30 protein-coding genes are annotated in these 25,753 nt (G+C 71.5%); 8 read left to right on the top strand and 22 right to left on the bottom strand.

Going from position 1 to position 25,753, the window contains the following annotated elements; all coding sequences use genetic code 11:
* The 3 genes from O3X23_RS40850 to O3X23_RS40860 all read right to left on the bottom strand — a co-directional run.
* Nucleotides 1–1,944: chromosome segregation SMC family protein (locus tag O3X23_RS40850; protein ID WP_269279382.1), on the bottom strand; the 1,944-nt coding region annotated here is incomplete at its 3' end.
* A gap of 179 nt (nucleotides 1,945–2,123) precedes the next feature.
* On the bottom strand, nucleotides 2,124–2,327 hold the full coding sequence (locus O3X23_RS40855; protein WP_269279385.1) for a hypothetical protein: 204 nt from the start codon (nucleotides 2,325–2,327) through the stop codon (nucleotides 2,124–2,126).
* Nucleotides 2,328–2,670: 343 nt separating this feature from the next.
* Nucleotides 2,671–2,952 (bottom strand): acylphosphatase, encoded by a 282-nt coding sequence (locus O3X23_RS40860; RefSeq protein ID WP_269279388.1) that lies wholly within the window; start codon nucleotides 2,950–2,952, stop codon nucleotides 2,671–2,673.
* A 122-nt stretch (nucleotides 2,953–3,074) separates the two neighbouring features.
* On the opposite strand from O3X23_RS40860, the gene O3X23_RS40865 reads away from it, so the two are divergent.
* Nucleotides 3,075–3,944 (top strand): CAP domain-containing protein, encoded by an 870-nt coding sequence (locus tag O3X23_RS40865; RefSeq protein ID WP_269279391.1) that lies wholly within the window; start codon nucleotides 3,075–3,077, stop codon nucleotides 3,942–3,944.
* A 95-nt stretch (nucleotides 3,945–4,039) separates the two neighbouring features.
* A complete protein-coding gene (locus O3X23_RS40870) occupies nucleotides 4,040–4,459 on the top strand; it encodes a winged helix-turn-helix transcriptional regulator (RefSeq protein WP_269279394.1) in 420 nt (139 codons plus the stop codon).
* Nucleotides 4,460–4,463: 4 nt separating this feature from the next.
* Here O3X23_RS40870 and mutM read toward each other — a convergent pair whose 3' ends face one another.
* From mutM to O3X23_RS40920, 10 genes are all read right to left on the bottom strand, one after another.
* Entirely contained in the window at nucleotides 4,464–5,330 is an 867-nt protein-coding gene (gene mutM, locus O3X23_RS40875; RefSeq protein ID WP_269279398.1) for a bifunctional DNA-formamidopyrimidine glycosylase/DNA-(apurinic or apyrimidinic site) lyase, read from the bottom strand.
* 234 nt (nucleotides 5,331–5,564) lie between these two features.
* Nucleotides 5,565–6,302 (bottom strand): ribonuclease III, encoded by a 738-nt coding sequence (gene rnc, locus O3X23_RS40880; RefSeq protein WP_269279400.1) that lies wholly within the window; start codon nucleotides 6,300–6,302, stop codon nucleotides 5,565–5,567.
* A 19-nt stretch (nucleotides 6,303–6,321) separates the two neighbouring features.
* Entirely contained in the window at nucleotides 6,322–6,495 is a 174-nt protein-coding gene (gene rpmF / locus O3X23_RS40885; RefSeq protein ID WP_138356469.1) for a 50S ribosomal protein L32, read from the bottom strand.
* 2 nt (nucleotides 6,496–6,497) lie between these two features.
* A complete protein-coding gene (locus O3X23_RS40890; RefSeq protein ID WP_138356470.1) occupies nucleotides 6,498–7,118 on the bottom strand; it encodes a YceD family protein in 621 nt (206 codons plus the stop codon).
* A gap of 144 nt (nucleotides 7,119–7,262) precedes the next feature.
* Nucleotides 7,263–8,339, bottom strand: coding sequence for an ATP synthase F0 subunit B (locus O3X23_RS40895; RefSeq protein WP_269279406.1), 1,077 nt, complete (start codon nucleotides 8,337–8,339; stop codon nucleotides 7,263–7,265).
* Nucleotides 8,340–8,395: 56 nt separating this feature from the next.
* Nucleotides 8,396–8,875, bottom strand: a complete 480-nt coding sequence (gene coaD / locus O3X23_RS40900) for a pantetheine-phosphate adenylyltransferase (RefSeq protein ID WP_269279409.1) — start codon at nucleotides 8,873–8,875, stop codon at nucleotides 8,396–8,398.
* Nucleotides 8,876–8,901: 26 nt separating this feature from the next.
* Complete coding sequence (gene rsmD, locus O3X23_RS40905) at nucleotides 8,902–9,483, bottom strand: 16S rRNA (guanine(966)-N(2))-methyltransferase RsmD (RefSeq protein WP_269279454.1); 582 nt, start codon at nucleotides 9,481–9,483, stop codon at nucleotides 8,902–8,904.
* A gap of 69 nt (nucleotides 9,484–9,552) precedes the next feature.
* Nucleotides 9,553–10,071, bottom strand: a complete 519-nt coding sequence (locus O3X23_RS40910) for a hypothetical protein (RefSeq protein ID WP_269279411.1) — start codon at nucleotides 10,069–10,071, stop codon at nucleotides 9,553–9,555.
* Nucleotides 10,072–10,177: 106 nt separating this feature from the next.
* A complete protein-coding gene (recG, locus tag O3X23_RS40915) occupies nucleotides 10,178–12,370 on the bottom strand; it encodes an ATP-dependent DNA helicase RecG (protein WP_269279414.1) in 2,193 nt (730 codons plus the stop codon).
* A gap of 116 nt (nucleotides 12,371–12,486) precedes the next feature.
* The gene (locus O3X23_RS40920; protein ID WP_269279417.1) at nucleotides 12,487–14,208 is read right to left on the bottom strand and encodes a DAK2 domain-containing protein; all 1,722 of its coding nucleotides are present in this window, start codon (nucleotides 14,206–14,208) and stop codon (nucleotides 12,487–12,489) included.
* 209 nt (nucleotides 14,209–14,417) lie between these two features.
* Here O3X23_RS40920 and rpmB point away from each other — a divergent pair, with 209 nt between their 5' ends.
* Complete coding sequence (rpmB, locus tag O3X23_RS40925) at nucleotides 14,418–14,603, top strand: 50S ribosomal protein L28 (protein ID WP_138356476.1); 186 nt, start codon at nucleotides 14,418–14,420, stop codon at nucleotides 14,601–14,603.
* 115 nt (nucleotides 14,604–14,718) lie between these two features.
* Here rpmB and thiD read toward each other — a convergent pair whose 3' ends face one another.
* On the bottom strand, nucleotides 14,719–15,519 hold the full coding sequence (gene thiD, locus O3X23_RS40930; RefSeq protein ID WP_269279422.1) for a bifunctional hydroxymethylpyrimidine kinase/phosphomethylpyrimidine kinase: 801 nt from the start codon (nucleotides 15,517–15,519) through the stop codon (nucleotides 14,719–14,721).
* A gap of 10 nt (nucleotides 15,520–15,529) precedes the next feature.
* Nucleotides 15,530–16,510: a thiamine-phosphate kinase gene (locus O3X23_RS40935; RefSeq protein WP_269279425.1), complete on the bottom strand. Its 981-nt coding sequence runs from the start codon at nucleotides 16,508–16,510 to the stop codon at nucleotides 15,530–15,532.
* 166 nt (nucleotides 16,511–16,676) lie between these two features.
* On the opposite strand from O3X23_RS40935, the gene O3X23_RS40940 reads away from it, so the two are divergent.
* Nucleotides 16,677–16,910 carry an Lrp/AsnC family transcriptional regulator gene (locus O3X23_RS40940; protein WP_138356479.1) on the top strand — a complete coding sequence of 78 codons (234 nt, stop codon included), beginning with the start codon at nucleotides 16,677–16,679 and terminating at the stop codon, nucleotides 16,908–16,910.
* A gap of 20 nt (nucleotides 16,911–16,930) precedes the next feature.
* Nucleotides 16,931–17,410, top strand: coding sequence for a DUF3515 domain-containing protein (locus O3X23_RS40945; protein WP_269279430.1), 480 nt, complete (start codon nucleotides 16,931–16,933; stop codon nucleotides 17,408–17,410).
* On the opposite strand, the gene O3X23_RS40950 is transcribed toward O3X23_RS40945, so the two are convergent.
* From O3X23_RS40950 to O3X23_RS40960, 3 genes are read right to left on the bottom strand one after another with little or no spacing between them, the layout of a single operon-like run.
* Nucleotides 17,411–18,565, bottom strand: a complete 1,155-nt coding sequence (locus tag O3X23_RS40950) for a D-alanine--D-alanine ligase family protein (protein ID WP_269279433.1) — start codon at nucleotides 18,563–18,565, stop codon at nucleotides 17,411–17,413.
* 12 nt (nucleotides 18,566–18,577) lie between these two features.
* Nucleotides 18,578–19,579: an NAD(P)H-dependent glycerol-3-phosphate dehydrogenase gene (locus O3X23_RS40955; RefSeq protein ID WP_269279435.1), complete on the bottom strand. Its 1,002-nt coding sequence runs from the start codon at nucleotides 19,577–19,579 to the stop codon at nucleotides 18,578–18,580.
* Nucleotides 19,580–20,401 (bottom strand): lysophospholipid acyltransferase family protein, encoded by an 822-nt coding sequence (locus O3X23_RS40960; RefSeq protein WP_269279437.1) that lies wholly within the window; start codon nucleotides 20,399–20,401, stop codon nucleotides 19,580–19,582.
* A gap of 189 nt (nucleotides 20,402–20,590) precedes the next feature.
* Here O3X23_RS40960 and cofC point away from each other — a divergent pair, with 189 nt between their 5' ends.
* Both cofC and O3X23_RS40970 read left to right on the top strand, forming a co-directional pair.
* Nucleotides 20,591–21,223 (top strand): 2-phospho-L-lactate guanylyltransferase, encoded by a 633-nt coding sequence (gene cofC / locus O3X23_RS40965; protein ID WP_269279457.1) that lies wholly within the window; start codon nucleotides 20,591–20,593, stop codon nucleotides 21,221–21,223.
* A gap of 81 nt (nucleotides 21,224–21,304) precedes the next feature.
* Nucleotides 21,305–21,532, top strand: a complete 228-nt coding sequence (locus O3X23_RS40970) for a hypothetical protein (RefSeq protein ID WP_269279440.1) — start codon at nucleotides 21,305–21,307, stop codon at nucleotides 21,530–21,532.
* A gap of 70 nt (nucleotides 21,533–21,602) precedes the next feature.
* Here the strand turns inward: O3X23_RS40970 and O3X23_RS40975 are convergent, their stop codons facing one another.
* The 4 genes from O3X23_RS40975 to leuC all read right to left on the bottom strand — a co-directional run bounded on the left by O3X23_RS40975 (nucleotide 21,603) and on the right by leuC (nucleotide 24,789).
* The gene (locus O3X23_RS40975; protein ID WP_269279443.1) at nucleotides 21,603–22,250 is read right to left on the bottom strand and encodes an HU family DNA-binding protein; all 648 of its coding nucleotides are present in this window, start codon (nucleotides 22,248–22,250) and stop codon (nucleotides 21,603–21,605) included.
* A 123-nt stretch (nucleotides 22,251–22,373) separates the two neighbouring features.
* A complete protein-coding gene (locus O3X23_RS40980) occupies nucleotides 22,374–22,607 on the bottom strand; it encodes a hypothetical protein (RefSeq protein WP_269279445.1) in 234 nt (77 codons plus the stop codon).
* A 152-nt stretch (nucleotides 22,608–22,759) separates the two neighbouring features.
* Nucleotides 22,760–23,353: a 3-isopropylmalate dehydratase small subunit gene (gene leuD, locus O3X23_RS40985; protein WP_269279448.1), complete on the bottom strand. Its 594-nt coding sequence runs from the start codon at nucleotides 23,351–23,353 to the stop codon at nucleotides 22,760–22,762.
* Between the two features lie 5 nt (nucleotides 23,354–23,358).
* Nucleotides 23,359–24,789, bottom strand: coding sequence for a 3-isopropylmalate dehydratase large subunit (gene leuC, locus O3X23_RS40990; protein ID WP_269279451.1), 1,431 nt, complete (start codon nucleotides 24,787–24,789; stop codon nucleotides 23,359–23,361).
* A gap of 160 nt (nucleotides 24,790–24,949) precedes the next feature.
* On the opposite strand from leuC, the gene ndgR reads away from it, so the two are divergent.
* On the top strand, nucleotides 24,950–25,666 hold the full coding sequence (ndgR, locus tag O3X23_RS40995; RefSeq protein ID WP_138356489.1) for an IclR family transcriptional regulator NdgR: 717 nt from the start codon (nucleotides 24,950–24,952) through the stop codon (nucleotides 25,664–25,666).
* Nucleotides 25,667–25,753: the final 87 nt, after the last annotated feature.

Here is a 25,753-nt window from a genome sequence, read left to right on the forward strand (position 1 = left end):
CTGGAGGCGGTGCTCGGCGGGGAGCAGTGCGGCGCGCCCGCCGACCAGCCCGGCCGCCTGCCGCGCCCCCTCGGGCAGCGGGGCGGTCGCGGCGCGCGCGTGCGGCACGTGGGCGGCCACCGCGGCCTGCGGCAGCGTCGCCGACCGGGGGCCGTCGGCCGGGTGGCGGGCGGCCGGGCCGCCGCCGGAAGCGCCGGGCCACTCCCCGGGCTCCCCGGACGCTGTGCCGTCCGCCAGCACCAGGGCCGCACGGCCGGCGTCGTCCTTGCGCAGCAGCCGCAGTGCGTCGGCGGCGGCCGAAGGACCCGACACGGCGACGGCGTCGGCCGCGGCACCGAGGGCGGCGGCGACGGGGATCTCGAAGCCCGGGGCCACGGTGAGCAGGTCAGCGGCGGGGCCGAGCAGGCCGGTGAGCCGGTCGCCCGCGGCCAGCAGTGCGCCGGTGCCGTCCTTGCGGCGCAGGCCGAGCGCCAGCGCGTCGCGCCGGGCGGTGAGGGCTGCGCGCTCGCGCTCGGCCGCGGTGGCCGCGTCGCGGACGCCCGAGAACGCCTCCTCGGCCGCCGCCCGCTCACGGGTCGCGGCCGCGAGCTGCTCCTCCAGTTCCGAGTCGTCCGCCTCCAGGCCGTCGACCCGTTCCCTGAGCTCCTCGTACTCCTCCTGCGCGGACTCGGCGCGGGCGCGCGCCTCGTCGCGGGCGGTGGCGAGCCGGCCGATCTCCGCCTCGGCGGAGCCGGCCCGGCCGCGTGCCGCGTTGACCTGGCCCTGCAGCCGCGCCAGCCCCTCCCGGCGGTCCGCGATCGCCCGCGCCGCGGACCGCAGCCGATGCTCCTCGGCCGCGAGCTCCTGTTCCAGGGCGGCGCGGTGGCCGACGGTGTCGTCCAGCGCCCGCCGCGCGGCGTCGAGGGCCTCGGTCAGTTCGGCCTCCTGCTCGCGGATGCGGGCCGCCTCACGTTCCATGTCCTCCGGCTCCCGGCCGCGCCGCTCCTCGGCGGGCTGACCGGTGGCGTGCCGTACCCGCTGCTCGGCCAGTCCGATCGTGCCGCGCACCCGTTCGGCGAGCTGGGAGAGGCCGTACCAGGTGGCCTGTGCGTCGGCCAGACGCGGCGCGAGGTCCCTGACCTGCTCCTCAAGGGCGGTTTCGCGGCGCAGCGCGGCGGCCAGGTCCCGTTCCACCGCGTCCCGCCGCTCCTTGAGCGACGCCTCGTCGGCGACCTCGGCGCTCAGCGCCTCGCGCAGGGTGACCAGATCGTCGGCGAGCAGCCGCAGCCGGGCGTCGCGCAGGTCGGCCTGGATGACGGCGGCCCGCCGGGCGACCTGCGCCTGCCGCCCCAGCGGCTTGAGCTGCCGCCGCAGTTCGTTCGTCAGGTCCTGCACGCGTGCCAGGTTGGCCTGCATCGCGTCCAGCTTCCGCAGCGCCTTCTCCTTGCGCTTGCGGTGCTTGAGCACCCCGGCCGCCTCCTCGATGAAGGCGCGGCGGCCCATCGGGTCGGCGTGGAGGACGGAGTCGAGCTGGCCCTGGCCGACGATGACGTGCATCTCGCGGCCGATGCCGGAGTCGGAGAGCAGTTCCTGGATGTCGAGCAGCCGGCAGGTGTCGCCGTTGATCTGGTACTCGCTGCCGCCGTTGCGGAACATGATCCGCGTGATGGTGACCTCGGCGTACTCGATGGGCAGCACACCGTCGGAGTTGTCGATCGTCAGGGACACCTCGGCGCGGCCCAGGGGCGGGCGCCCCGTGGTGCCGGCGAAGATGACATCCTCCATCTTGCCGCCGCGCAGCGACTTGGCCCCCTGCTCCCCCATGACCCAGGAGAGCGCGTCCACCACATTGGACTTGCCGGACCCGTTGGGGCCCACGACACACGTGATGCCGGGCTCGAAGCGCAGCGTCGTCGCCGAGGCGAAGGATTTGAATCCACGCAGCGTGAGGCTCTTGAGGTGCACGCCGTCGGACTCTACCTTCCGCGTTCGGTTTCACCGGGGAAGGTGCAGGGCACATCAGACGATGACAACAGTGATCGTCGGGGGGCCGGGAAATGAAGGCGGAACGACGAAGGGACGCCGAAGCGCCCCTTGCACCATGCTGTGGCGGTGCCGTGGCACCCGTCCGGTGATGGGCCGGATCAGGCGAGCACGGGCTCCGCGCGTGATACATCGATGTTGCTGAGCAGCGACTCTTCGTGCGACGCCACAGTCAGCGCGTCGTTCTCGGTCTGCATCCGAACCAGCTCGGATTCCAGATCCTGAACACGCTGCTGAAGCCTTCGCATCTCGGCGAGGAGTCGCGGGTCGGGGCCGCCGACATAACCGAGAAGCGCCTTTGCCATGATTGATGGTCCTCCACGCTGAGTGACCGACCGGGAGCGGTAGGGTCGTGGGTGAGGGGAATGTGCACCCGCGCGGTGCGCCGAAGCCGCCGCTAAGGTTGCATTACGGCTACGATGCGCGGGGCTTCCAGCGTCTCACCAAATAGGTAGACGGTCAACACGATCACAGCCCAGCCGTCGGGCCAGCCTCAGAAAACACGGCGGAAGAGCGCCGGCGGCTGCCCGTGGGGCGTCGAGATCATCCTCGATGTCGGCAGCCTTGCACGACACTCCGGATATGGCAACTGTCTGGTGAGTACTTGCCGTAGGCGAATGCCCACGGCACGTACGCGGGGCGTGACTCTCAGCGGATCTCGAAGCCGTCATAGCCGCCGCGCGGCCGTCCCCAGATCTCGGTGACGCCGTCGACCCGGCCGGGCGTGTCCCCCGTGGCCAGCCAGTCGAGCAGGTGTTCGCACTGGGCGCGGTCCCCCTCGGCCACGACCTGCACCCGGCCGTCGGCCAGATTCCCGGCGTAGCCGGCCAACCCGCCGATCCGCATCGCGTTGGCCCGGGTCCACCAGCGGAAGCCGACGCCCTGGACGCGCCCGCGCACCCAGGCCGTAAGCCGGACATTTTCATTCATGTGCGCACGTTATCCCGTCAGTTGCCCACGCTTCACTCCGGCCACGTGCGTCATTCGCTACAGTCGGCGCGCAACAGGACTCACCCGTTCGGGTTAATCCGCGACGATGAGGACAGCGATACATGGGCCGCCACAGCCGCAATGCCACCGAGGCCGTCGCTCCGACCCGGGACCGTCGGGGCCACCGGGGCCCGCGGCGACGCCACAGCGCCGTTCGCACCGGCCTCCTGGCGTCGTCCGCCGCTCTGGCCGTGGGCGCCGTCGCGATGTCGTCCGGTCTGCTGCCGTCCTTGAACGGAGCACAGGGCGGCGTCGCCGCCCAGGGGGGCACCCCCGGAGGGACGCGCACCGTGCCGGACGGCTCGACCGGCGCGCCACTGCCGGACAGCGCCTCCCCCTCCCCCCGGAACACCGGCCGCACCTCCCTGCCGAGCAGCCCCTCCACGAGCCGCGGCGGCACCCCGAGGACGACGCCGCCCACCTCGGCCGCCGCACCCAGCACCACCCCGGCGCCGAAGGTGACACCCACCCGGAAGCCGGTCACCCCCCGGCCCACCACCCCCGCCCCGACACCGACCCGCACCGCGACCCCGACACCGACCCAGGGCGGCAACGCCGTCACGGCACAGGCCGCGGTGCTGAAGCTGGTGAACGCCGAACGTGCCAAGGTCGGCTGCGCCCCCGTGACCGCGGACGCGTCGCTGGCCAAGCTCGCCCAGGCGTTCAGCGAGGACATGTCGATCCGGGACTTCTTCGACCACACCGACCCGGACGGCAAGACTCCCTGGGACCGGGCCAAGGCGACCGGCGTCAGCAACCTGGGCGGGGAGAACATCGCCCGCGGCCAGGCCGACGCGGAGGCCGTGATGACCGCGTGGATGAACAGCGAGGGCCACCGCGCCAACATCCTGAACTGCGACTACAAGACTCTCGGCATAGGCGTCCACTTCGCGGCGGGCGGCCCCTGGTGGACGCAGGACTTCGGCTTCTAGGAGCACCGACAGAGCACCGGCCGAGCACGAGAGAGCGCTGACTTTCCGAAAGCGCAACCCCTGGTCCAGCGCAACCCAGGAGTACGCTCGGAAGCATGACCACCGGTACCGGTACGTGCTGCCCTCAGGACGACGCACGGCTCCCGTTCAGCGTCTTCGAGCGCGACTGCCCCTCCCGCGGCACGCTGGAGCACGTCACCGGCCGCTGGGGCAGCCTGACGCTCGGCGCGCTCGGCGAGGACACCGTGCGCTTCAACGAGCTGCGCCGCCGGGTCGACGGGGTGAGCGAGAAGATGCTCTCCCAGACGCTGCACGCCCTGGAGCGCGACGGCCTGGTGCACCGCGAGGCGCAGACCACCAACCCACCGCGCGTCGACTACCGCCTCACCGAGCTGGGCCGGGAGACCACCCGCCGGCTGCTCGACCTGATCCACCTGGTCGAGGGCCGGATGCCCGAGGTGCTGGCCGCACGGGAGGCCTACGACGCGCAGCACGCGGCGCCCGTAGCGCGCTGACGACCTATCGGCCGATGACCGGCGGGCGCTGGCAGCGCGGGCAGAAATAGCTGGAGCGGTTCATCCAGGGGCGGCGGCGCATGGGCGTGCCGCAGCGGCGGCAGGGCTCGTTCTCCCGCCCGTACGCGTCCAGCGACCGGTCGAAGTAGCCGGATTCCCCGTTGACGTTGACGTACAGGCTGTCGAAGCTCGTGCCGCCGGCCGCCAGCGCGTCGCTCATCACCTCGCGGATGTGCGTCACCAGCTCGGCCGTCCTGGGCCGGGTCATCGTCGCGGTGGGCCGCTCGTAGTGCAGCCGGGAGCGCCACAGCGCCTCGTCCGCGTAGATGTTGCCGACCCCGCTGATCAGCGACTGGTCGAGCAGGGCGCGCTTGATGGTGGTCCGGCGGCGGCGCAGCGCGGCATGGAAGACCTCCTCGTCAAAGGCGTCCTCCAGCGGGTCCGGCGCGATGTGCGCGAGCGGTACCGGCAGCGCCAGCGGGCTGCCCGGCACGGTGTCGTGGAGCGACAGGCCGCCGAAGGTGCGCTGGTCGACGAAGCGCAACTCGGTGCCGAGCGCGTCGTCGAACCGGATCCGGATCCGCAGATGGGTCTCGTCGGGGGCCGCGTGCGGCTGGACCAGCAGCTGGCCGCTCATCCCGAGGTGTCCGAGCAGCGCGGTCGTGCCGTCGAGCGGCAGCCACAGGTACTTGCCCCGGCGGCGGGCCGGGCCGATCAGCGCACCGGACAGCCGGTCGGCGAAGTCCTCGCCGCCCGCCAGGTGCCGGCGGACGGCGCGCGGGTGCAGCACCTCCGCGTCCGCGACGGTGCGCCCGGTGACCCAGCGCTCCAGACCGATGCGGACCACTTCGACCTCAGGCAGCTCGGGCAACGCCACTCCTCCGGTTACGCGTCGAGCCCACCGACTGATCGTCGGTGGGCTCGTTCTGACGGGTGTGCGACAGGGCCTGTCCGGCGGATCACAACCGGCCCCTTCGCCGCCTGGAACGGCGACTCCCTGCGTTGCCGGAATACCCGAATACAACCCGGTATTCGGGTATTCCGGCGCCTTGCGATCCGTCGCACCAGACGACGCCTGGTCCGCCCGTGATCCGCCGGACAGGCCCTAGCTCGCCGCCGAGGCGGACTCGCGGATCGCGCGCCAGGCGGCCTCGGCCGCCTGCTGTTCTGCTTCCTTCTTGCTGCGGCCGGTGCCGGCGCCGTACTCGACACCACCGACGCGGGCGGCAGCCGTGAAGGTCTTCTCATGGTCGGGACCCGACTCGGTGACCACGTACTCGGGCACACCCAGGCCCTCGCTCGCGGTCAGCTCCTGGAGACTGGTCTTCCAGTCCAGGCCTGCCCCGAGGTTGGACGACTTCTCGATCAGCGGATCGAAGAGGCGGTGCACGAACTCGGACGCGGCATCCAGACCCTGGTCCAGATAGACCGCGCCGATGACCGCCTCGAGGGTGTCCGCGAGGATCGAAGCCTTGTCCCGGCCGCCGGTGCCTTCCTCACCCCGACCCAGCCGGATGAATCCGCCCAGTTCGAGGTCACGACTCACTTCCGCCAGCGCACGAGAGTTGACCACCGCGGCCCGCAACTTGGCCAGCTGGCCTTCGGGCAGGTCGGGGTGGGTGCGGTACAGCGTGTCCGTGACCACCAGGCCGAGCACGGAGTCCCCGAGGAACTCCAGCCGCTCGTTGGTGGGCAGACCGCCGTTCTCGTACGCGAACGAACGATGGGTCAGCGCACGCACCAGAAGGGCGGGCTCGAGTGAGTACCCGAGCCGCCCTTCCAGAAGCGTGTGAGACCAGGCTGTGTCCGCCGGCGCCTGCTTCGGCGATTTGGCGTCTGACATGAAGCCTGTCACCCGCCGATCAGACCTCGAGGACCTGACGACGGTTGTACGTGCCGCAGCTCGGGCACGCGATGTGGCTCTGCTTCGGCTGGTGGCAGCTCTCGCACGCCACCAGGCTCACGGCAACAGCCTTCCACTGCGCACGGCGGTGGCGCGTGTTGCTGCGCGACATCTTCCGCTTCGGAACAGCCACGGCTACTTCTCCTGGTTCTCGTCGGCGCCCTGGTCGGCACCGCTCTTCTTGAATTCCTGCAGGGCCGCCCACCGGATGTCGGCGACCTCATGGTGGTGGTCCGGGTCGTCCGCGAGCCGCTCTCCGCAATCGGAGCACAGACCCGGGCAGTCTTCCTGGCACACCGGCTGCAGCGGCAGTGCGAGCACCACCGCGTCCCGCAGCGCGGGTTCGAGATCGAACAGGTCGTCCTCGAGGAAGAGAACGTCCTCCTCCTCCGCGTCGTCACCGGCTTCGTCCTTGCGGGCGGTCCGGGTGTCGGCGTCGGGGTAGGAGTACATCTCTTGGAAGTCCGCGTCGAGCTTGCGCTCGAACGGCTCCAGACACCTTACGCACTCTCCCGAGAGCGGCGCACGGACGGTACCTGTGACAAGTACCCCTTCCATGACCGACTCCAGTCGGAGCTCCAGCTGTACTGCCGTGCCTTCGGGCACCCCGATGACCTCGATACCGAGATCCTTGGGTGCCGGCACCGAACGGGAGACCTTCCGCATCGAACCAGGACGACGACCCAGCTCGTGCGTGTCGAACACGAGAGGCTCGCGGTGGTCGAGACGGGGGGTTTTCAGGGCTTCCTCTTTCATCGGTACGGCATGCCCTCACCCCGGAGGGTGGGCAGCCCGAAGAGCCGGTGATTTACACGGCTGGAATGGTCAGGATACTGGACGTGCGGGCAGGACCCAACTCGCCCACCCCTCTGTCCCTGAGCAACCCTGTGACCAGTGCGTTCAGCGCCCCTGCTCCAGCTCCCGCAGCCGGTTCAGGTCGATCATGCCGGTGTCGAAGAGGCTGGTCTCGTCCAGGGCCGCGGCCTGGTGCTGGGGGTGGTGCTGCGGCTGGTGCTGCTGCTCGGCGTACGGCTGCTGCTGGTACTGGCCCTGCGGGTCGGCGTACGTCTGCTGCCCGTAGTCCTGCTGGTAGCCGCCGTAGCCGGCCTGCTCCGGGTATCCCTGCTGCTGCTGGGCGGCGTACGGGTCGGAGTAGGCGGCCTGCTGGCCGTAGTCCTGCTGGTACCCGTAGTCCGGGGTGGCCGGCGTCGCGTCGTACGAGTAGTCCGTCTGCTGGGCCTGCTCGGGGACCGGGGCCGCCAGGCCCGCCATGAACTCCGCGTCGGTCTGGTGGCCGCCCGCCGCGTCCGCGGCGTCCTGGGCCGCCATGTGGGCGCCCAGCTCGTCGGCGACGCTGTGGCCGGTCAGCTTGAGCCGGCCGCGGCCGACGGCCTCCAGGGTCTTGGAGAGCACCGCCTCGAAGGCGCCGAGCTTGGTGTCCACGTACTCGTCGGCCCGGCGCCGCAGCGTTTCCGGGTCGGCGCTGCGCTCGGGGGCGTCCGCGTCCTCGTAACCCTGCTCGTCCAGTCCCGGGCCCTGGCCGAGCAGCTTCTCGCGGCCGCGGTCGACGGAGCCGATGGTCTTGGTGAGCACGACCTCGAAGTTGGCCAGCTTGCTGTCCACGTAGTCGTCGGCCTCGGCGCGGATCTCCTCCGCCTCGCGGCGGGCCTCGGCCACGATGCGCTCCGCCTCGTCCTGCGACTGGCGGGCGATCTGGGTGTCCGAGATCATCGAGCCGCGCTCGGCGTGGGCCGACTCGATGATCCGGTTCGCCTCGAGCCGGGCTTCCTCGACCATCTGCTCGCGGCCGCCCAGCAGCGCCTCGGCCTGCGACAGCGAATCGGGGAGCGCGGAGCGCACCTCTTCGAGCCTGCTCAGCAGCTCGGCGCGGTTGACCACGCACGAGGCGGACATCGGCATGGACCGCGCGCCTTCGATGGCCGCGACGATCTCGTCGAGCTTCTTCTGCACGTCCACGGGCGTCAGTCTTTCCTCAGCGGGGCCCGGCCGGGTCCGGACGGGACATGGAGACTCTAGCGCTGCCCGAGCCGGTCGTTGAGAGCCGCCAGGATCGTCGGCGGCACCAAGTGGGAGATGTCGCCGCCCCATTGGGCCACCTCCTTGACGAGACTGGAGGAGAGAAAGCTGTAGGTGGGGTTGGTGGGCACGAAGAGCGTCTCGACCCCGGAGAGACCGATGTTCATCTGAGCCATCTGCAGCTCGTAGTCGAAGTCGCTGACCGCGCGCAGACCCTTGACGATCGCCGGGATCTCGCGTTCCTTGCAGAAGTCGACGAGCAGCCCGTGGAACGACTCGACCTGCACGTTCCCGAAGTCCGCGGTGACTTCCCTGATGAGGTCGATGCGCTCCTCGACCGAGAACAGGCCCTGCTTGGACTGGTTGATCATCACCGCGACGTACACGGTGTCGTAGAGCCGGGAGGCGCGGGCGATGATGTCGAGATGTCCATTGGTGATGGGGTCGAAAGACCCCGGACAGACTGCGCGACGCAACTGAGACTCCTCGCTCTCCGGGCCGTTCATGACTCGGCGGTAACTTCGGCGGCGCGACCGTACCAAAGTGTCGCCTCGCCGTAGCGGCGGGCCCTTACTGCCTCGAAGCCGTCGGGCCAGGGGGAGACTCCGCCACGGGTGCGCCGTTCCACGGTGACGATCGCGTCGTCATCCAGCCACCCCTGCATGCGGAGTGTGAGCAGGATCTCCCGCAGTTCGCCGTCGCCCATCTCGTACGGCGGGTCCAGGAACGCCATGTCGAACGGTGTCGCGGGCGCCGGGCCGGCGACGACCTGCTCGGCCCGGCCGGCCCGCACCTCGGCGCCGGGCAACCCGATCATCCGCACGTTCTCCCGGATGGTGCGGGCCGCGACCGGATCGGACTCGACCAGCAGGACGTGTTCGGCCCCGCGGGACAGCGCCTCCAGGCCGATCGCCCCCGAGCCGCCGTACAGGTCCAGCAGCCTGGCCCCGGTCAGCGTGCCGCGCAGCGCCTCCCAGGTGGAGAACATGCCTTCCTTGGCGCGGTCCGACGTGGGGCGGGTCCCGTTGCCCGGGGGCACGGCCAGCCGGCGGCCACCGGCGGCTCCGGCGATCACGCGGGTCATCTCGTCCTTCACGTCCTCGACATCGTGGGGGAACGGCGCTGTCCGGCGCCGCTCCCCCACGATACGGAGTCACTCCCTGCCGGGCTCCTCCACCGCCCCCACCAGCGCGGTGGACGCGTACCGGGACCAGGACAGGCAGCCGTCGGGCGGGCAGAACTCCGGGCGCCGCGGGTCGTGCCCCAGCTCCCGCAGCTTGGTGCGGACCGAGTCCGGGGTCCGCCCGAAGCGGGCGGCTATCCGGGCGATGGTCTCACTGTCGTGGAACCGCCGCAGCAGCTCCTCCTCGTGCTGCGGCACCCAGGGGGCGCCGTGGCCGGGGAACAGCTCCCGGAGCACGTCACGGTCGGGGATGGGCTCCGATACGTCGGCGACGAGCGCGAGGGCGCGCAGCGCCCGGTTGAGCGCGATCCGCAGGGCCGGCACGTCCGCCATGGGCAGCCGCAGGTCGCCTGAGGCGAGGAGGGTGTCGGGGTCGTCCTCACTCCATCCGGAGAGGGTGAGAGAGACGTTGGTGTCGTCGTCGCTGGCGAGCTCGATCCGGAAGACCTTGTCGCCGAGCGGCAGTTCGTTGAGATGACGGAACGACATGCTTTTGCCCCCAATTATCCAACGACGTCCATCGACTTGGACTACGTCCATTCTCTCAGGGGGGTCTGACAATTCACCTGCTCAGCAAGGCTGTTCGGCCCGTGCCTCAGCCCTTGTCGAGATACTCCTCGCGGTCCGCGTCGACCAGGCTCTCCAGGGCGCTGCGCAGGTCCGGGTGGTCGGTCAGCCCGGGGTCCGCGGCGACCAGCGCGGTGGCCTCGTCGCGGGCGGCGGCGATGACCTCCTCGTCGTCGATGACGGTCAGCATGCGCAGCGACGAGCGGGTGCCGGACTGCGCCTGGCCGAGGACGTCACCCTCGCGGCGCTGCTCCAGGTCGATGCGGGACAGCTCGAAGCCGTCCAGGGTCGCCGCGACCGCGGAGAGGCGCTGCCGGGCGGGACTCGCCTCGTGCGCCTCGGAGACGAGCAGGCAGAGGCCGGGGGCGGCGCCCCGGCCGACGCGGCCGCGCAGCTGGTGGAGCTGGGAGACGCCGAAGCGGTCGGCGTCCATGATCACCATGACGGTGGAGTTCGGCACGTTCACCCCGACCTCGATGACCGTGGTCGCCACCAGCACGTCGACCTGGCCGGCGGCGAACCGGCGCATCACGTCGTCCTTGGCGTCCGGCGGCATCCTGCCGTGCAGCACCTCGACCCGCAGCCCGGCCAGCGGCCCGGCGGCGAGCTGCTCCGCGATGTCCAGGACGGCCCGCGGGGGGCGGCGCTCCGCGTCGTCCGGCTTCTTCTTGCCGTCCTCCTCGTCGCCGATGCGGGGGCAGACCACGTACGCCTGGTGGCCGTTCGACACCTCCTCCCGCACCCGCTCCCAGGCGCGGGACAGGAAGTGCGGCTTGTCCGCGGCCGGGACGACATGGGTGGCGATCGGTGAGCGGCCGGCCGGCAGCTCGTCCAGGACGGACGTCTCCAGGTCGCCGAAGACGGTCATCGCGACCGTGCGCGGGATCGGGGTCGCGGTCATCACCAGCAGGTGCGGGGGCTTGGCGGACTTGGCGCGCAGCGCGTCGCGCTGCTCGACGCCGAAGCGGTGCTGCTCGTCGACCACGACGAGGCCCAGGTCGTGGAACTTCACCTTGTCCTCGATCAGCGCGTGCGTGCCGATCACGATCCCGGCGTCCCCGCTGACGAGGTCGAGCAGCGCCTTGCGGCGGGCGGGCACCCCCATCGAGCCGGTGAGCAGCACGATCTTGGTGGCGTTCTCGGCGCCGCCGAGCATCCCGCCGCCGGCCAGGTCGCCCATCATCTCGGTGATCGACCGGTGGTGCTGCTGGGCGAGCACTTCGGTGGGGGCGAGCATCGCGGCCTGGCCGCCGGAGTCGACGACGGCGAGCATGGCGCGCAGCGCGACCAGGGTCTTGCCGGAGCCGACCTCGCCCTGGAGGAGGCGGTGCATGGGGTGCTCGGTCGCCAGGTCGGCGAAGATCTCGGCCGAGACCTTCTGCTGGCCCTCGGTGAGCGTGAACGGCAGCCGGGTGTCGAACGTGGTCATCAGCCCGTCGGCGTGCGGCACCCGCGGGGTGGCGGGCAGGGCGGAGTCGGCGGCCCTGCGCCGCGCCAGCGCCACTTGCAGGACGTACGCCTCGTCCCACTTCAGGCGCTCCCGCGCCTCGGCGATGTCGGCCTTGGTGCGCGGCCGGTGGATCTTCTCCAGCGCTTCGGAGAGCGGCGCCAGGCCGCGTGCCTCGCGCAGCGCGGCCGGCAGCGGTTCGCCGACGCCCGCCCAGCTGACGCCCCGCATCGAGTCGAGGACCGTCTGGACGGACTGCGCGATCTGCCAGGAGCTGATCTGCTTGCACGCGGGGTAGAGCGGGATCTGCTGGTTGGCGAACGCGGCCGCCACGTCCGGCTCCCCGCCCCTGGCGTCCTCCGCGTCCAGCAACTGGTAGTCCGGGTGCGCGAGCTGGCGGGTGCGGTTGAAGACCGAGACCTTGCCGGAGAACATCCCCCGGCGGCCGGGGATCAGCCGGTGGGCGTGCGCGTGCGCCGCCTTGCTGAAGAACACCAGGGTCAGCGAGCCGCTGCCGTCGGTGACGACGACCTCCAGGCGGACGCCGGTGCCGCCGTTGTAGGTCCTCTTGTCGGCCTTGGCGATCTCCGCGACGACGGTGACGTGCTCGTCGAGCGGGAGGTCGGCCAGCCGCGTCAGCTCTCCGCGCTCGGCGTACCGGCGCGGGTAGTGGTGCAGCAGGTCGCCGACGGTGTGCAGGTCGAGGTGGTCGGCGAGCACGGTGGCCGTGCGGCCGCCGACCGACTTCTTCAGGGGTTCGTCGAGGGCAGACATCGGGTCCATCTTTGCGCACGCCGGTGACAGCGCGGGGCCCGGCGCGGGGAGCCGCCCGCGGCGGGCCCTGGGAGCGGCCCGGTGGGCCCTGGGGGGCGCCCCTGCGGGGCAGGGCGCTATTCGACGCCGATGAGGAGGGGGCCGGTCTGGTGGCCGCCCTGGTAGACCACGGTGTCCACCGCGATGTGGCCGGCCTGGACGTGGGCCTGGATGCGGTCGGCGAGGTCGGGCGGGGCGGTGGCGCCGAGGACGAGGGTGACGAGCTCGCCGCCCGCGGCCAGCATGCGGTCGAGGACGATCGTGCCGGTCTCGACGAGGTTGCCGCCGATGACCGCGACGTCTCCGTCGATCAGCCCGAGGACGTCGCCCGCCTGGCAGATGCCGGCCATGGTCCACGACTGGTGCTCGGCGACGGCCAGTTCCGCGTAGCGGGTGGCGCCGGCCGCCGAGGTCATGGCGACGACGTCCTCGTCGAAGCGCCGGGCGGGCTCGTGGACGGCGAGCGCCGCGATCCCCTGCACCGCGGATCGGGTGGGGATCAGGGCGACCCGGACGCCGTCGCCGCGGGCCCGGTCGGCTGCGGCGCCCGCGGCGTGCCGCAGCTCCACGTCGTTCGGCAGCAGCACCACCTCGCGGGCGTTCGCACGGCGGATCGCGGCCGCGATCTCGCCGCTGGCGGGCGGGTCGCCGGGGCGGACGGCCACGACGGTCGCGCCGGCCTGCGCGCAGAGCTCGGCCAGTCCGTCGCCCCGGACGACGGCCACGACGGCGCGCCGCACCCGCTCCGGTGGACCCGCGACCTCCCCGGCGCCCTCGTGGTGGCGGGAAACCGGATCGAGCACCACGTGGGCGTCCGGATCGGGCCGCCGCCGGGTCTGGTCGCCGAAGTGGGTGACGCGGATCCGGTAGGGGCGGCCCGCCTCGATACCGGCCTCGATGGCGGAGCCCGCGTCGTCCACGTGGACGTGGACGTTCCACAGGCCGTCACCGCCGACGACGACCAGGGAGTCCCCCAGGGCGTCCAGTCGTGCGCGCAGCGCGGGCAGGGCGGTGTCGGCGGCCTCCAGCAGGTAGATCACTTCGAAGGACGGGCCGCCGGGCACGGCGTGCGGGTCCGAGCCGTCCTCGTCGCGGCAGCCGTACGGGACGGCGGGCGCGTGATCGGCGAGCGGCCCCATCGGCACCTCGCCGGAGAGCGCGTCGGCGAGCGAGCCCAGCACGGCCACCAGGCCCCGGCCGCCCGCGTCCACGACGCCGGCCCTGCCCAGCACGGCGAGCTGGCCGGTGGTGGCGGTGAGCGCGACGCGCGCGCCCTGGTGGGCGGCTCTGGCGACGGACACCAGGCCGCCGGCGTCGCGCTCCGCGGCGGTGGCCGCCTCGGTGGCGACGGTGAGCATCGTGCCCTCGACGGGGTGGGCGACGGCCAGGTAGGCGGATCCGGCGGCCCGGCGCAGCGCCCGGCGCAGCAGTCCCGCGGCGTCCGGGCCCCCGGCCTCGGCAGCACTCGCCGGATCGTCCGTGAGCGCTTCCGCCATGCCGCGCAGCAGCTGCGCGAGGATCGTGCCGGAGTTGCCGCGGGCGCCTATCAGGGCGCCGTGGGACATGGCACGGAAGGCCTGGGCGAGGTCGGGGGCGTGGCCGGAGGCGGCGTGCCCGACGAAGACGGCCTCGACGGACTGGGCGGCGGATTCCATCGTGAGGTACAGATTGGTGCCGGTGTCCCCGTCGGCGACCGGGTACACGTTGATCGCGTCGATCTCCTCGCGGGCCCGTCCCAGCGACTCGAGGGCCAGTCGGCACCAGGCGCGCACCGCGGAAGCGTCGAGCGTGTGCGGCACCAAGTCCTCCTGCGGGTCACCGGAAGCGGAGACTGCTGCAGGTGAGAGTAGTCGTGACAACGGTCACGGCGGCAGTCGCCCCGGGACGGCGGACCCCGCGGCCGTGGTAATTTCGTTGTCCGGGAGTGGCCGTTGTATGCTGCTCCGGTTGTCCGGGAATCTCCCGGGCTTTTCACTGTAAGTGCATCTCGAAGTCTTTGGAGTGACCCGTGGCTGCCAACTGCGACGTCTGCGGCAAGGGGCCGGGCTTCGGCAACGCTATTTCCCACTCGCACCGCCGTACTCCCCGCCGTTGGAATCCCAACATTCAGCGGGTGCGTGCTGTGGTCGGTCGGACGCCGAAGCGCCTCAATGTCTGCACCTCGTGCATCAAGGCCGGCAAGGTCTCGCGCTGACGCGTACACGTCGTAGCAGCGCAGCCTTGCGGCTACTCGAAGCCGGTCCACCTCAGGGTGGGCCGGTTTTCTTGCGTTCCCGGCCGGGACGTTCGCAGCCGGGAAGGGCCCGCGCTCAAGAGTCCTGACGCCACCGCCAGGCATGGTCGACCGGTCCGATCCCGCCACCCAGCAGGAACCCTGCCTCGATGGCGCCGGTGATGTACTCCTTCGCGGCGCCGACCGCCTCCGGCACCTCCAGGCCCAGGGCCAGGTACGAGGCGATGGCGCTCGCCAGCGTGCAGCCGGTGCCGTGGGTGTGCCGGTTGTCGCGCCGCGCGGTGCGGAACCAGTACTCCCGCGAGCCGTCGAAGAGCAGGTCCGCGGCGTCGCCGTCGAGATGACCGCCCTTGATCAGGGCCCAGCGCGGCCCCAGCGCCAGTACCGCTTCCGCGGCCCCGCGCATCGCCGCCTCGCCGTCCACGACGACACCCGTCAGCTGGGTGACCTCGTCCAGGTTCGGGGTGGCGACGGTGGCCACCGGCAGCAGTTCGGTGCGTACGGCGTCCAGGGCCCCGGCCGTCAGCAGGGAATCCCCGTGCTTGGAGATGCCGACCGGGTCGACGACCACGGGGACGCCCACGTCCGCCAGCAGGGCGGCCACCTCGGAGGCGATAGCGGCCGAGGAGAGCATGCCGGTCTTGACGGCCTGGACGCCGATGTCGTCGACGACGCTGCGGAACTGCGCGCGAACGGCGGCCACGGGCAGTTCCCAGGCGCCCTGGACGCCCAGCGAGTTCTGCGCGGTCACCGCCGTCACCACGCTCATGCCGTGCACGCCGAGCGCCAGCATCGTCTTCAGGTCGGCCTGGATGCCCGCGCCGCCGCCGGAATCGGATCCGGCGACGGTCAGCACGCGGGGCGGGGAGGTACGCATGACGTCGAACCTAGTCCCCGGCGCCCTGGGCCGAGGAGTCGCCGAAGTGGTCCCAGCCGCCGGCCTTGTCCCAGGCCGCGCCGTCCACGGTGACGTGCGGGAGGCCGGACGCCTTGAGCACCTCGCCGATCACCCGCCAGCGGGCCGGGAGCTTCACGTCGGGCGGGAAGGCCGCGACGATCGCGTGGTCCTCCCCCCCGGTCAGCACCCAGTGCAGCGGATCCACGCCGACCGCCTGGCCGATGTCGGACATCTGGGCGGGCACGTCGATGTCCGCGGACTTCAGGTCGATCACCACCCCGCTCGCCGTGGCGATGTGCCCGAGGTCGGCCACCAGTCCGTCGCTGACGTCCGTCATCGCGGTCGCGCCGAGCTCGGCCGCGGCGGGGCCCGCGTGGTACGGCGGCTCGGGCCGCCGGTGCGCCTCGACGAACGCGCGCGGCGAGCGGAAGCCGCGGGAGAGCACCGCGAGGCCGGCCGCCGACCAGCCCAGCCAGCCGGTGACCGCGATGACGTCGCCGGGCCGGGCGCCGGAGCGGGTGACGGGCTCGCGGTTGCGGAGGTCGCCGAGCGCGGTGATCGCGACCGTGATCGTGTCCCCGCGCACCACGTCACCGCCGACCACGGCGGCGCCCGCCACCTGGCACTCGTCGCGGATGCCGTCCATCAGCTCGATCGGCCAGGTGGCCGGCAGCTCCGCGGGGACGACCAGCGCCAGCAGGACCGCGGTGGGCACCGCGCCCATCGCGGCGATGTCCGCGAGGTTCTGCGCCGCGGCCTTGCGGCCCACGTCGTAGGCGGTGGACCAGTCGCGCCGGAAGTGCCGCCCTTCGAGCAGCACGTCGGTGGTGGCGACCACCCGGCGGTCCGGCGCGGCCACCACCGCCGCGTCGTCCCCGGGCCCCAGGCGTACATTGGGAGTGGTCGTGAGCCGGGAGGTCAACTCCCTGATCAACCCGAACTCCCCCAACTCGCCCACGGTCCCCTTCATCTGTTTGTCCCTTTCACGTCGTGGTTCCCCTGGAGATTCCGCTCAAAGCGAGTGCTCGGTGCCGCGCGGGTCTCCCCGCGCCGTGCGGCGACGCGATAACGTGGCGTCCCCCTCCCACATGATCCTTGCAGCCCCACATGATCCTCGAAGCCGCCCTGGAGGTTCCGTGGTACAGGCGTACATCCTGATCCAGACCGAGGTTGGGAAGGCCTCGGCAGTAGCGGAGACGATTGCGAAGATCTCCGGCGTCATTCAGGCCGAAGATGTCACCGGTCCCTACGACGTCATCGTCCGGGCCCAGGCAGACACGGTCGACGACCTGGGCCGCATGGTGGTCGCGAAGGTACAGCAGGTGGACGGGATCACCCGTACCCTGACCTGTCCCGTCGTCCATCTGTAGCCCCCGACTATGCTCGTCCGGTGATAGCTTTTCGCCGGTTCGCGCTGATTTCCGTTGCCGCCGTCGCGTGCTTGTCCGCGGCGGCGGTCTTCGTGTCCGCAGCGGGTCCGGCCGACGAGACGCCCGTACCGGCTCCGGACGCGCAAGCCGCCGTCTACTGCCGTGCGCTGCACCGGGATCTGCCGCACTCGGTCAATGGACTCGGCGTGCATGATCTCAGGCCCGCGTCCGACTTCACCGCAGGGTGGGGAAATCCGGCGATCGTGCTGCGCTGCGGGGTGCCGAGGCCGGCGGAGATGAGCGATTCCAGCGCGGACTCGGTGGAGGTGGACGGCGTCGGCTGGCTGATCCAGCCCCAGGGCGACGGCGGCTTCAAGCTCACCACGACGCTGCGCCGGGCGTATGTCGAGGTGACCCTCCCCAAGAAGTACGCCGGCGACGTCGGTCCGCTGACCGACCTCGCCGGCGCCGTCAAGAAGACGATCCCGAACGAGTTGTAGCTACCGCAGCCCGGTCCGGCGCCGCAGGGCGGCCTGGATCAGCCGGTCCACCAGCTCCGGGTAGTCGACCCCGCTCTCCTGCCACATCCGCGGGTACATGGAGATCGGCGTGAAGCCCGGCATCGTGTTGATCTCGTTGATGACGAACTCTCCGCTGTCGAGCAGGAAGAAGTCCGCGCGGACCAGGCCCTCGCAGGAGACCGAGTCGAAGGCCGCGACGGCGAGCCGCTGCACCTCGGCGGTCTGCTCGACGGTGAGCGGCGCCGGGACGATGCCCTCGGCCGAGTCGATGTACTTGGCCTCGAAGTCGTAGAAGTCGTGGGCGGTGACCGGCGGGATCTCGGCGGGGAGGCTGGCGCGCGGGCCGTCCTCGAACTCCAGGACGCCGCACTCGATCTCCCGGCCGCGCAGCAGCGACTCGATGATGACCTTCGGGTCGTGCCGCCGGGCCTCCTCGATCGCCTCGTCGAGACCGGACGCGTCCTCGACCTTGCTGATGCCCATCGACGAGCCCGCGCGGGCGGGCTTGACGAAGAGCGGCCAGCCGTGGTCCGCGGCGAACTCCACGACACCGCGGCGGGCGGCCTCCTGATCGTTCTCCCACTCGCGCGGCCGGATCACCAGGTACGGGCCGACCGGCAGGCCGAAGGAGATGAAGACCCGCTTCATGTACTCCTTGTCCATGCCGACGGCAGAGGCGAGGACGCCGGCGCCCACGTAGGGCACGCCGGACAGCTCCAGCAGGCCCTGCAGGGTGCCGTCCTCGCCGTAGGGGCCGTGCAGCACGGGGAAGACGACGTCGACGTCGCCGAGCGCCTTGGGCACCAGCCCCGGTTCGCTGTAGACGACCTCGCGGTTGGCCGGGTCGACCGGGAGCACGACGGTGCCGTCGTGGTCGGTGACCTGCTCGACGGTCGGCATCCGGCGGTCGGTGATCGCCATCCGGTCCGGGTCGTCGCTGGTCAGCGCCCAGCGGCCGTCCGCCGTGATCCCGATGGGAAGGACGTCGTACTTCGACCGGTCGATGGCCCGCAGCACGCTGGCCGCGGTGACCACCGAGACCCCGTGCTCGGAGCTGCGCCCGCCGAAGACGAGCGCTACCCGGGGCTTGCGCCCCGGCTGGTCAGAGGTCTGGGAAGAAGGCAGATTGCTCATGGTTCGTTGACCCTACCGCTCGGATTTCGCGGAGCGGGACATCAGCTCCTTGACGGCCACGACCGGCGGCTTTCCGTTGTGCACGATGTCCACCACGGTGTCCGTGATCGGCATGTCGACACCGTGCCTGCGCCCCAGATCGGCCACCGACTCGCAGGACTTCACACCCTCGGCAGTCTGCCGGGTGACCGCGATGGTCTCCGCGAGCGACATGCCGCGGCCGAGGTTGGTGCCGAAGGTGTGGTTGCGGGAGAGCGGCGAGGAGCACGTGGCGACCAGGTCGCCCATGCCCGCCAGTCCCGCGAAGGTGTGCGCGTCGGCCCCCATCGCCAGGCCCAGCCGCGTCGTCTCGGCCAGTCCGCGGGTGATCAGCGAGGCCTTGGTGTTGTCGCCGAGGCCCATGCCGTCGGCGATCCCGACCGCGAGCGCGATGACGTTCTTGACCGCTCCGCCGAGTTCGCAGCCGACCACGTCGGTGATCGTGTAAGGGCGGAAGTAGGCGGTGTGGCACGCGGCCTGGAACCGCTGGGCGACCGACTCGTCACGGCAGGCGACCACGGAGGCGGCGGGCTGCCGGGCGGCGATCTCCTTGGCCAGGTTGGGGCCGGAGAGCACGGCGACGCGCTCGGGTCCCGCCTTGGCGACCTCTTCGACGACCTCACTCATCAGCTTGGCTGTGCCGAGTTCGACACCCTTCATCAGGCTGACCAGGACCGCGTCGGGGCGCAGCAGCGGCGCCCACTCGGCGAGGTTGCCGCGCAGCGTCTGCGACGGGATGGCCAGGACGACGAACTCGGCGCCGCTCGCGGCCTCGGCCGGGTCGGTGGTGGCCCGCACGGATTCGGGCAGCGCGATTCCCGGCAGGTAGTCCGGGTTCATGTGGGTGGCGTTGACCGCCTCGACCAGCTCCGGCCGGCGGCCCCACAGCGAGACGTCACATCCGGCGTCGGCGAGCACCATCGCGAACGCGGTGCCCCAGGAGCCTGTTCCGTACACCGCGCAGCGCGTTGACACTTACGCCTCCTCCTGCTGGTCCGTCGGGTTCTTCACGGGCCGCGGTGCGGGCTTCCGCGTCATGAGCCGGGCCCTGGCGGCCTGCTCGGCCTTGTCCGCCCGGCGGGCGCGGGCGGCCTTGCGCGGGTCGTAGAGCGCGTCGGGCGCGGCCTCCCCGCGCAGCTCGGCGAGGAGCTCGGTGATCTCCATCATGATCACGTCGGTGACCTCGCGCAGCACCTCGACGGTCGGCTCCTGCCCGTAGAACCGCGACAGGTCGACGGGCGGTCCCGCCACGACCCGCAGGGTCTTGCGGGGGAAGAGGGAGAACTTGTTCTCCTTCGCGTACGGCGGCATCGCCTCGTTGGCGCCCCATTGCGCGACCGGGATCACCGGCGCTTCGGTGAGCAGTGCCACCCGGGCGGCACCGGTTTTGCCGATCATCGGCCACTGGTCGGGGTCGCGGGTGAGCGTGCCTTCCGGATAGAAGGCGACGCATTCGCCGGAGTTGATCGCGTCGACGGCGGCGCGGAACGCGTTGGCGGCGTCCGTGGACTCCCGGTAGACCGGAATCTGACCGGTTCCGCGCAGCATCGTGCCGACAAAGAAGATCTTGAAGAGTCCGGCCTTCGCGAGCAGCCGCGGAACGCGTCCGGTGTTGTACTGGAAATGTCCGTACGACAGCGGGTCGAGGAATGAGTTGTGGTTGACGGCGGTGATGAATCCACCGTCGGCCGGAATGTGCTCCATTCCGCGCCAATCCCGCTTGAAGAAGACAAGAAGCGGCGGTTTCGCGATGGCGGCAGCGAGCCGGTACCAGAAGCCGATTCTGCGGCGGGACACCAGAGCTTCCTCCTCATTGCGCGGGGGCTGCACCAGTGCAGCCGCACAAGTGTCGCCGGTACGCACACCGTAACGCCAGGCCGACCGAGCCGAAGGGCGCGCCCCTGGGGTTCGGGCGATATCCGGGGGCGGGGCCCTGGCAGCCGGGCCGGTGGGGCCCCGCACAATGGGTCGGTGTCCGTACCCGTCATGTGGTCCCTGGTCGTGCCGCTGAAGCCGCTTGCCATGGCCAAGAGCCGGTTGGCGCCGGCCGCGGGGACCGTGCGGCCGGGGCTGGCGCTGGCGTACGCCCAGGACACCGTGGCCGCCGTGCTGGCCTGCGCGCAGGTGAGGAGCGTCACCGTCGTCACGGACGATCCGGTGGCGGCGGCGGAACTGGCGGCTCTGGGGGCCCGGGTCGTGCCGGACGACCCGGCGGCCGGACTCAACGCCGCGCTCGCCCACGGCGCGCACCTCATCCGGTCCGCCACCCCCGATGCGGCTCTGGCGGCCCTGAACGCCGATCTCCCGGCGCTGCGGCCCCTGGAGCTGTCCGCGGTGCTCAACGCCGCCGCGAGGGCTTCAGGGAGGGCCTTCCTGGCCGACGCGGCGGCGATCGGCACCACGTTGCTCACCGCGCCGCCGGGCCACGACCTGGCGCCGGCGTTCGGCGGCGCCTCCCGGGCCCGGCACCGGGCGTCCGGCGCCCGGGAGATCACGCTGCGCGGGGTGGACTCCGTGCGCCAGGACGTCGACACCCCCGCCGACCTGCGGGTGGCCCTGGCCATGGGCGTCGGTCCGCGGACCGCGGACGTCGCCGCCGGGCTGCTCATCCCCGACTGAGCGGTGCCCTGCGCGCTGCCACGAGCGACCGTCGGCGCACACGGTGTCCTGGTGGCGGCCGCATTCACTAGGCTTCCGGTCATGCAGGCCACCGCGTACACATACGACCCCGGGACACGAGCCGGCAGCGTGCTGCTGGACGACGGGACTCCGCTGCCGTTCGACGCCGCGGCCTTCGACGCGGGGGGCCTGCGGCTGCTGCGGCCCGGCCAGCGGGTGCGGATCCGCACCGAGGGCGACGGCGACGACCGCCGGGTGGTCTTCCTGACGCTGCAGACGTTCGCGGACCCCCACGCCCCCAAGGCGTAGACGGCCCGGAGACGGCGCGGGCCGGGCCCCCTGTCGGGGAGCCCGGCCCGGCGCGACCTGCGGGTGGTGACTACTTGGTCGCAGTCCGCTTCGCAGCGGTCTTTCGCGCGGCACTCTTCTTGGCCGGTGCCTTCTTCGCCGTGGCCTTCTTGGCCGGGGCGGACTTCTTGGCCGCGGCCTTCTTGGCGGTGGCGGCCTTCTTGGCCGGGGTCGCCTTCTTGGCGGCCGCCGTGGTGGTCTTCTTCGCCGGAGACGCCTTCTTGGCGGTGGTCGTCTTCTTGGCGGGAGCGGTCTTCTTGGCGGTCACGGCCTTCTTCGCCGCGGTCGCCTTCTTGGCGGTGGCCTTCTTGGCCGCGGCCTTGGCGGTGGTACGGGTGGAAGCCCCGCCACTCAGGCTCCCCTTGGGAGCCTTCTTCACCGCGACGTCGTTCTTCGGGAGCTTCTTGGAGCCGCTGACCAGGTCCTTGAAGCCCTGACCCGCGCGGAAGCGCGGCACCGAGGTCTTCTTGACCCGGACCCGCTCCCCGGTCTGGGGGTTGCGGGCATAGCGGGCGGGACGGTCGACCTTCTCGAACGAACCGAATCCGGTGACCGAAACCCGGTCGCCGGAGACGACCGCGCGGACGATCGCGTCGAGAACCGCGTCAACCGCGTCCGCGGCGGCCTGGCGGCCACCTACCTTGTCGGCAATCGCTTCTACGAGCTGCGCCTTGTTCACGTCTTCCCCTTCGGAAACTTGCCCGGCGAATGAGTACGGGCTTTTTCGCACGTTAGGCGGATATATACCGCAAATCAAATACGAAACGGGCGAATCACCCTTGTGCCGCAACGAACTCGGCTCTCAGGCAGTTCCTCGATCAAGAAATCCGCCCTGGTCGAGCTCCCGCAGGAACACGTCCAGACGCCGTGCCGCACCCGCGAGATCATGTTTGGCCGCGGCGGTCACGGCGAGGAGTTTCCGGTTCAACTCCAGCCTTGTGTCATCGGGTAGTTGGAGATTCGCGACGCGAGCGTGCGCCTCCTTCAGCCGGGCGGCGAGGACCCCGTAGAGCTCGAGTTGGCCATCGCGTTCCATGTACCGATTGTGCCATCTGCGGTGAGTTGTCGCGCGTGACAGGGCCAATGTCTCGCACGACAGGGCCAATACGGTGGTGCGGGCATGCCGAAGCGCCCTCCGCGGACGGCGGAAGGCGCTTCGAAATCGGGCCGGATCCCCCTGGGGGACGGTCAGACCTGCACAGTGCTCGGCTTGTGTGCCGGGCGGGAGCGCTCATAGGTGGTGATGTCCGCCTCGTTGGCGAGGGTCAGGCTGATGTCGTCCAGCCCTTCCAGCAGGCGCCAGCGGGCGTTGTCGTCCAGTTCGAAGGGCGCGGTGATGCCTTCCGCGCGCACCTCGCGGGCGACCAGGTCGACCGTGACCTCGGCGGTCGGGTCGGCCTCGGTCAGCTTCCACAGCCGCTCGACGGTCTCCTGCGGCAGCACGACCGTGAGCAGGCCGTTCTTGAGCGAGTTGCCCCGGAAGATGTCCGCGAAGCGGGACGAGACCACGGCTTTGAAGCCGTAGTTCTGCAGCGCCCACACGGCGTGCTCGCGGGACGAGCCGGTGCCGAAGTCGGGGCCGGCCAGCAGAACGGTCGCCCCGACGCGCTCGGGCTGGTTCAGGACGAACGTCTCGTCCTTGCGCCAGGCCTCGAAAAGCCCGTCCTCGAAGCCGTTGCGGGTGACCTTCTTCAGCCAGTGGGCCGGGATGATCTGGTCGGTGTCGACGTTGCCGCGGCGCAGCGGGACGGCCCGGCCGGTGTGTGTGGTGAAAGCTTCCATCGTTATCAGGCCTCCACAGCGGTACGGGCGTCGGAGTCGATCAGGTCCGCGGGCGAAGCGAGGTGCCCGAGCACTGCCGTCGCGGCGGCGACCTGCGGCGATACCAGGTGGGTACGGCCGCCCTTGCCCTGCCGTCCTTCGAAGTTGCGGTTGGAGGTGGACGCGGAGCGCTCACCAGGGGCGAGTTGGTCGGGGTTCATGCCCAGGCACATCGAGCAACCGGCATGCCGCCATTCGGCGCCGGAGGCCGTGAAGACCTTGTCCAGCCCCTCGGCGATGGCCTGCAGGGCGACCCGGACCGAGCCGGGGACGACCAGCATGCGGACGCCGTCGGCCACCTGGCGGCCCTCGACGATGGACGCCGCGGCCCGCAGGTCCTCGATCCGGCCGTTGGTGCAGGAGCCGACGAAGACGGTGTCGACCTTGACCTCGCGCAGCGGCTGGCCCGCGTGAAGTCCCATGTACTCCAGGGCCTTCTCGGCGGCCAGGCGGTCGCTGGGGTCGTCGTACGAGGCCGGGTCCGGCACCGAGGCGCTGAGCGGTGCGCCCTGGGCGGGGTTGGTGCCCCAGGTGACGAACGGGGCCAGTGAGGTGCCGTCGATGCGGACCTCGTGGTCGAAGACCGCGTCGTCGTCGGTGCGCAGGGTCTGCCAGTACTCGACGGCGGCGTCCCAGTCGGCACCCGTGGGGGCGTGGTCACGGCCCTGCAGGTAGTCGAACGTGGTGCGGTCGGGGGCGATCATGCCGGCCCGCGCGCCCGCCTCGATCGACATGTTGCAGACGGTCATCCGGGCTTCCATCGACAGCTTCTCGATGGCCGGGCCGCGGTACTCGATGACATAGCCCTGGCCGCCGCCGGTGCCGATCTTCGCGATGACGGCGAGGATCAGGTCCTTGGCGGTCACGTCGGCGGGCAGTTCGCCGTCGACGGTGATCGCCATCGTCTTGGGGCGGGCCAGCGGCAGGGTCTGGGTGGCCAGCACGTGCTCGACCTGACTGGTGCCGATACCGAACGCGAGCGCGCCGAAGGCGCCGTGCGTGGACGTGTGGCTGTCGCCGCACACCACAGTGGTGCCGGGCTGGGTCAGGCCCAGCTGCGGCCCCACCACGTGGACGACACCCTGCTCGACGTCGCCCAGCGGGTGCAGCCGCACGCCGAACTCCGCGCAGTTCTTGCGCAGCGTCTCCAGCTGGGTGCGGGAGACCGGGTCCGCGATCGGCTTGTCGATGTCGAGAGTCGGGGTGTTGTGGTCCTCGGTGGCGATGGTGAGATCGGTCCGCCGCACCTGGCGCCCGTTCAACCGCAGACCGTCGAAGGCCTGGGGACTGGTCACCTCGTGCAGCAGGTGCAGATCGATGTAGAGAAGGTCGGGCTCGCCCTCGGCGCGCCGGACGACATGGTCGTCCCAGACCTTTTCCGCGAGTGTCCTACCCATCGCTGTCCCTCCGACCGGCGTCGCTGCCGGCCAACTCGTCTGATGTGGGGGTCGTCCGATCCCCTCGTTCCGGACGGCGTCCCTGCCGTGTCCCCCAGCCTGACGGCTCGGCCGGAAAATTGAACTTGCGTTTCACAGTGTGAGACGCGAATATCGTCTCATGGACAACTCTAGCGGCGTCGGCGTTCTCGACAAGGCGGCTCTGGTGCTCAGCGCGCTGGAGTCCGGCCCGGCCACCCTGGCCGGGCTCGTCGGAGCCACGGGTCTCGCCCGCCCCACCGCGCACCGCCTCGCGGTCGCTCTCGAACACCACCGGCTGGTCGCCCGTGACATGCAGGGCCGCTTCATCCTGGGCCCCCGGCTCTCCGAGCTCGCCGCCGCGGCGGGCGAGGACCGGCTGCTGGCCACGGCGGGCCCGGTCCTCACCCACCTGCGGGACGTGACCGGCGAGAGCGCGCAGCTCTACCGGCGCCAGGGCGACATGCGGATCTGCGTGGCCGCCGCGGAACGGCTGTCCGGTCTGCGGGACACCGTGCCGGTCGGCTCGACGCTGCCGATGAAGGCCGGCTCCGCCGCCCAGGTCCTGATGGCCTGGGAAGAGCCGGAGCGGCTGCACCGCGGCCTCCAGGGCGCCCGCTTCACCGCCACCGCGCTGTCCGGGGTGCGCCGCCGCGGCTGGGCCCAGTCCATCGGCGAGCGGGAGCCGGGCGTCGCCTCGGTCTCCGCGCCGGTGCGCGGGCCCTCGAACCGGGTGGTCGCCGCCGTCTCGGTCTCGGGGCCGATCGAGCGGCTGACCCGGCACCCGGGCCGGATGCACGCCCAGGCCGTCATCGACGCCGCGGGACGGCTCTCCGAGGCCCTGCGCCGCAACGGCTGAAGCCGCACCCCTGACCGAGGAGCCCGACGCGAGGGCCGACGCCGCCTCTCGCACCGGGCCCCACCACCCGTGACGCCGGCGCGGCCG

Source organism: Streptomyces sp. H39-S7 (assembly GCF_027158205.1).
Taxonomy (GTDB): domain Bacteria; phylum Actinomycetota; class Actinomycetes; order Streptomycetales; family Streptomycetaceae; genus Actinacidiphila.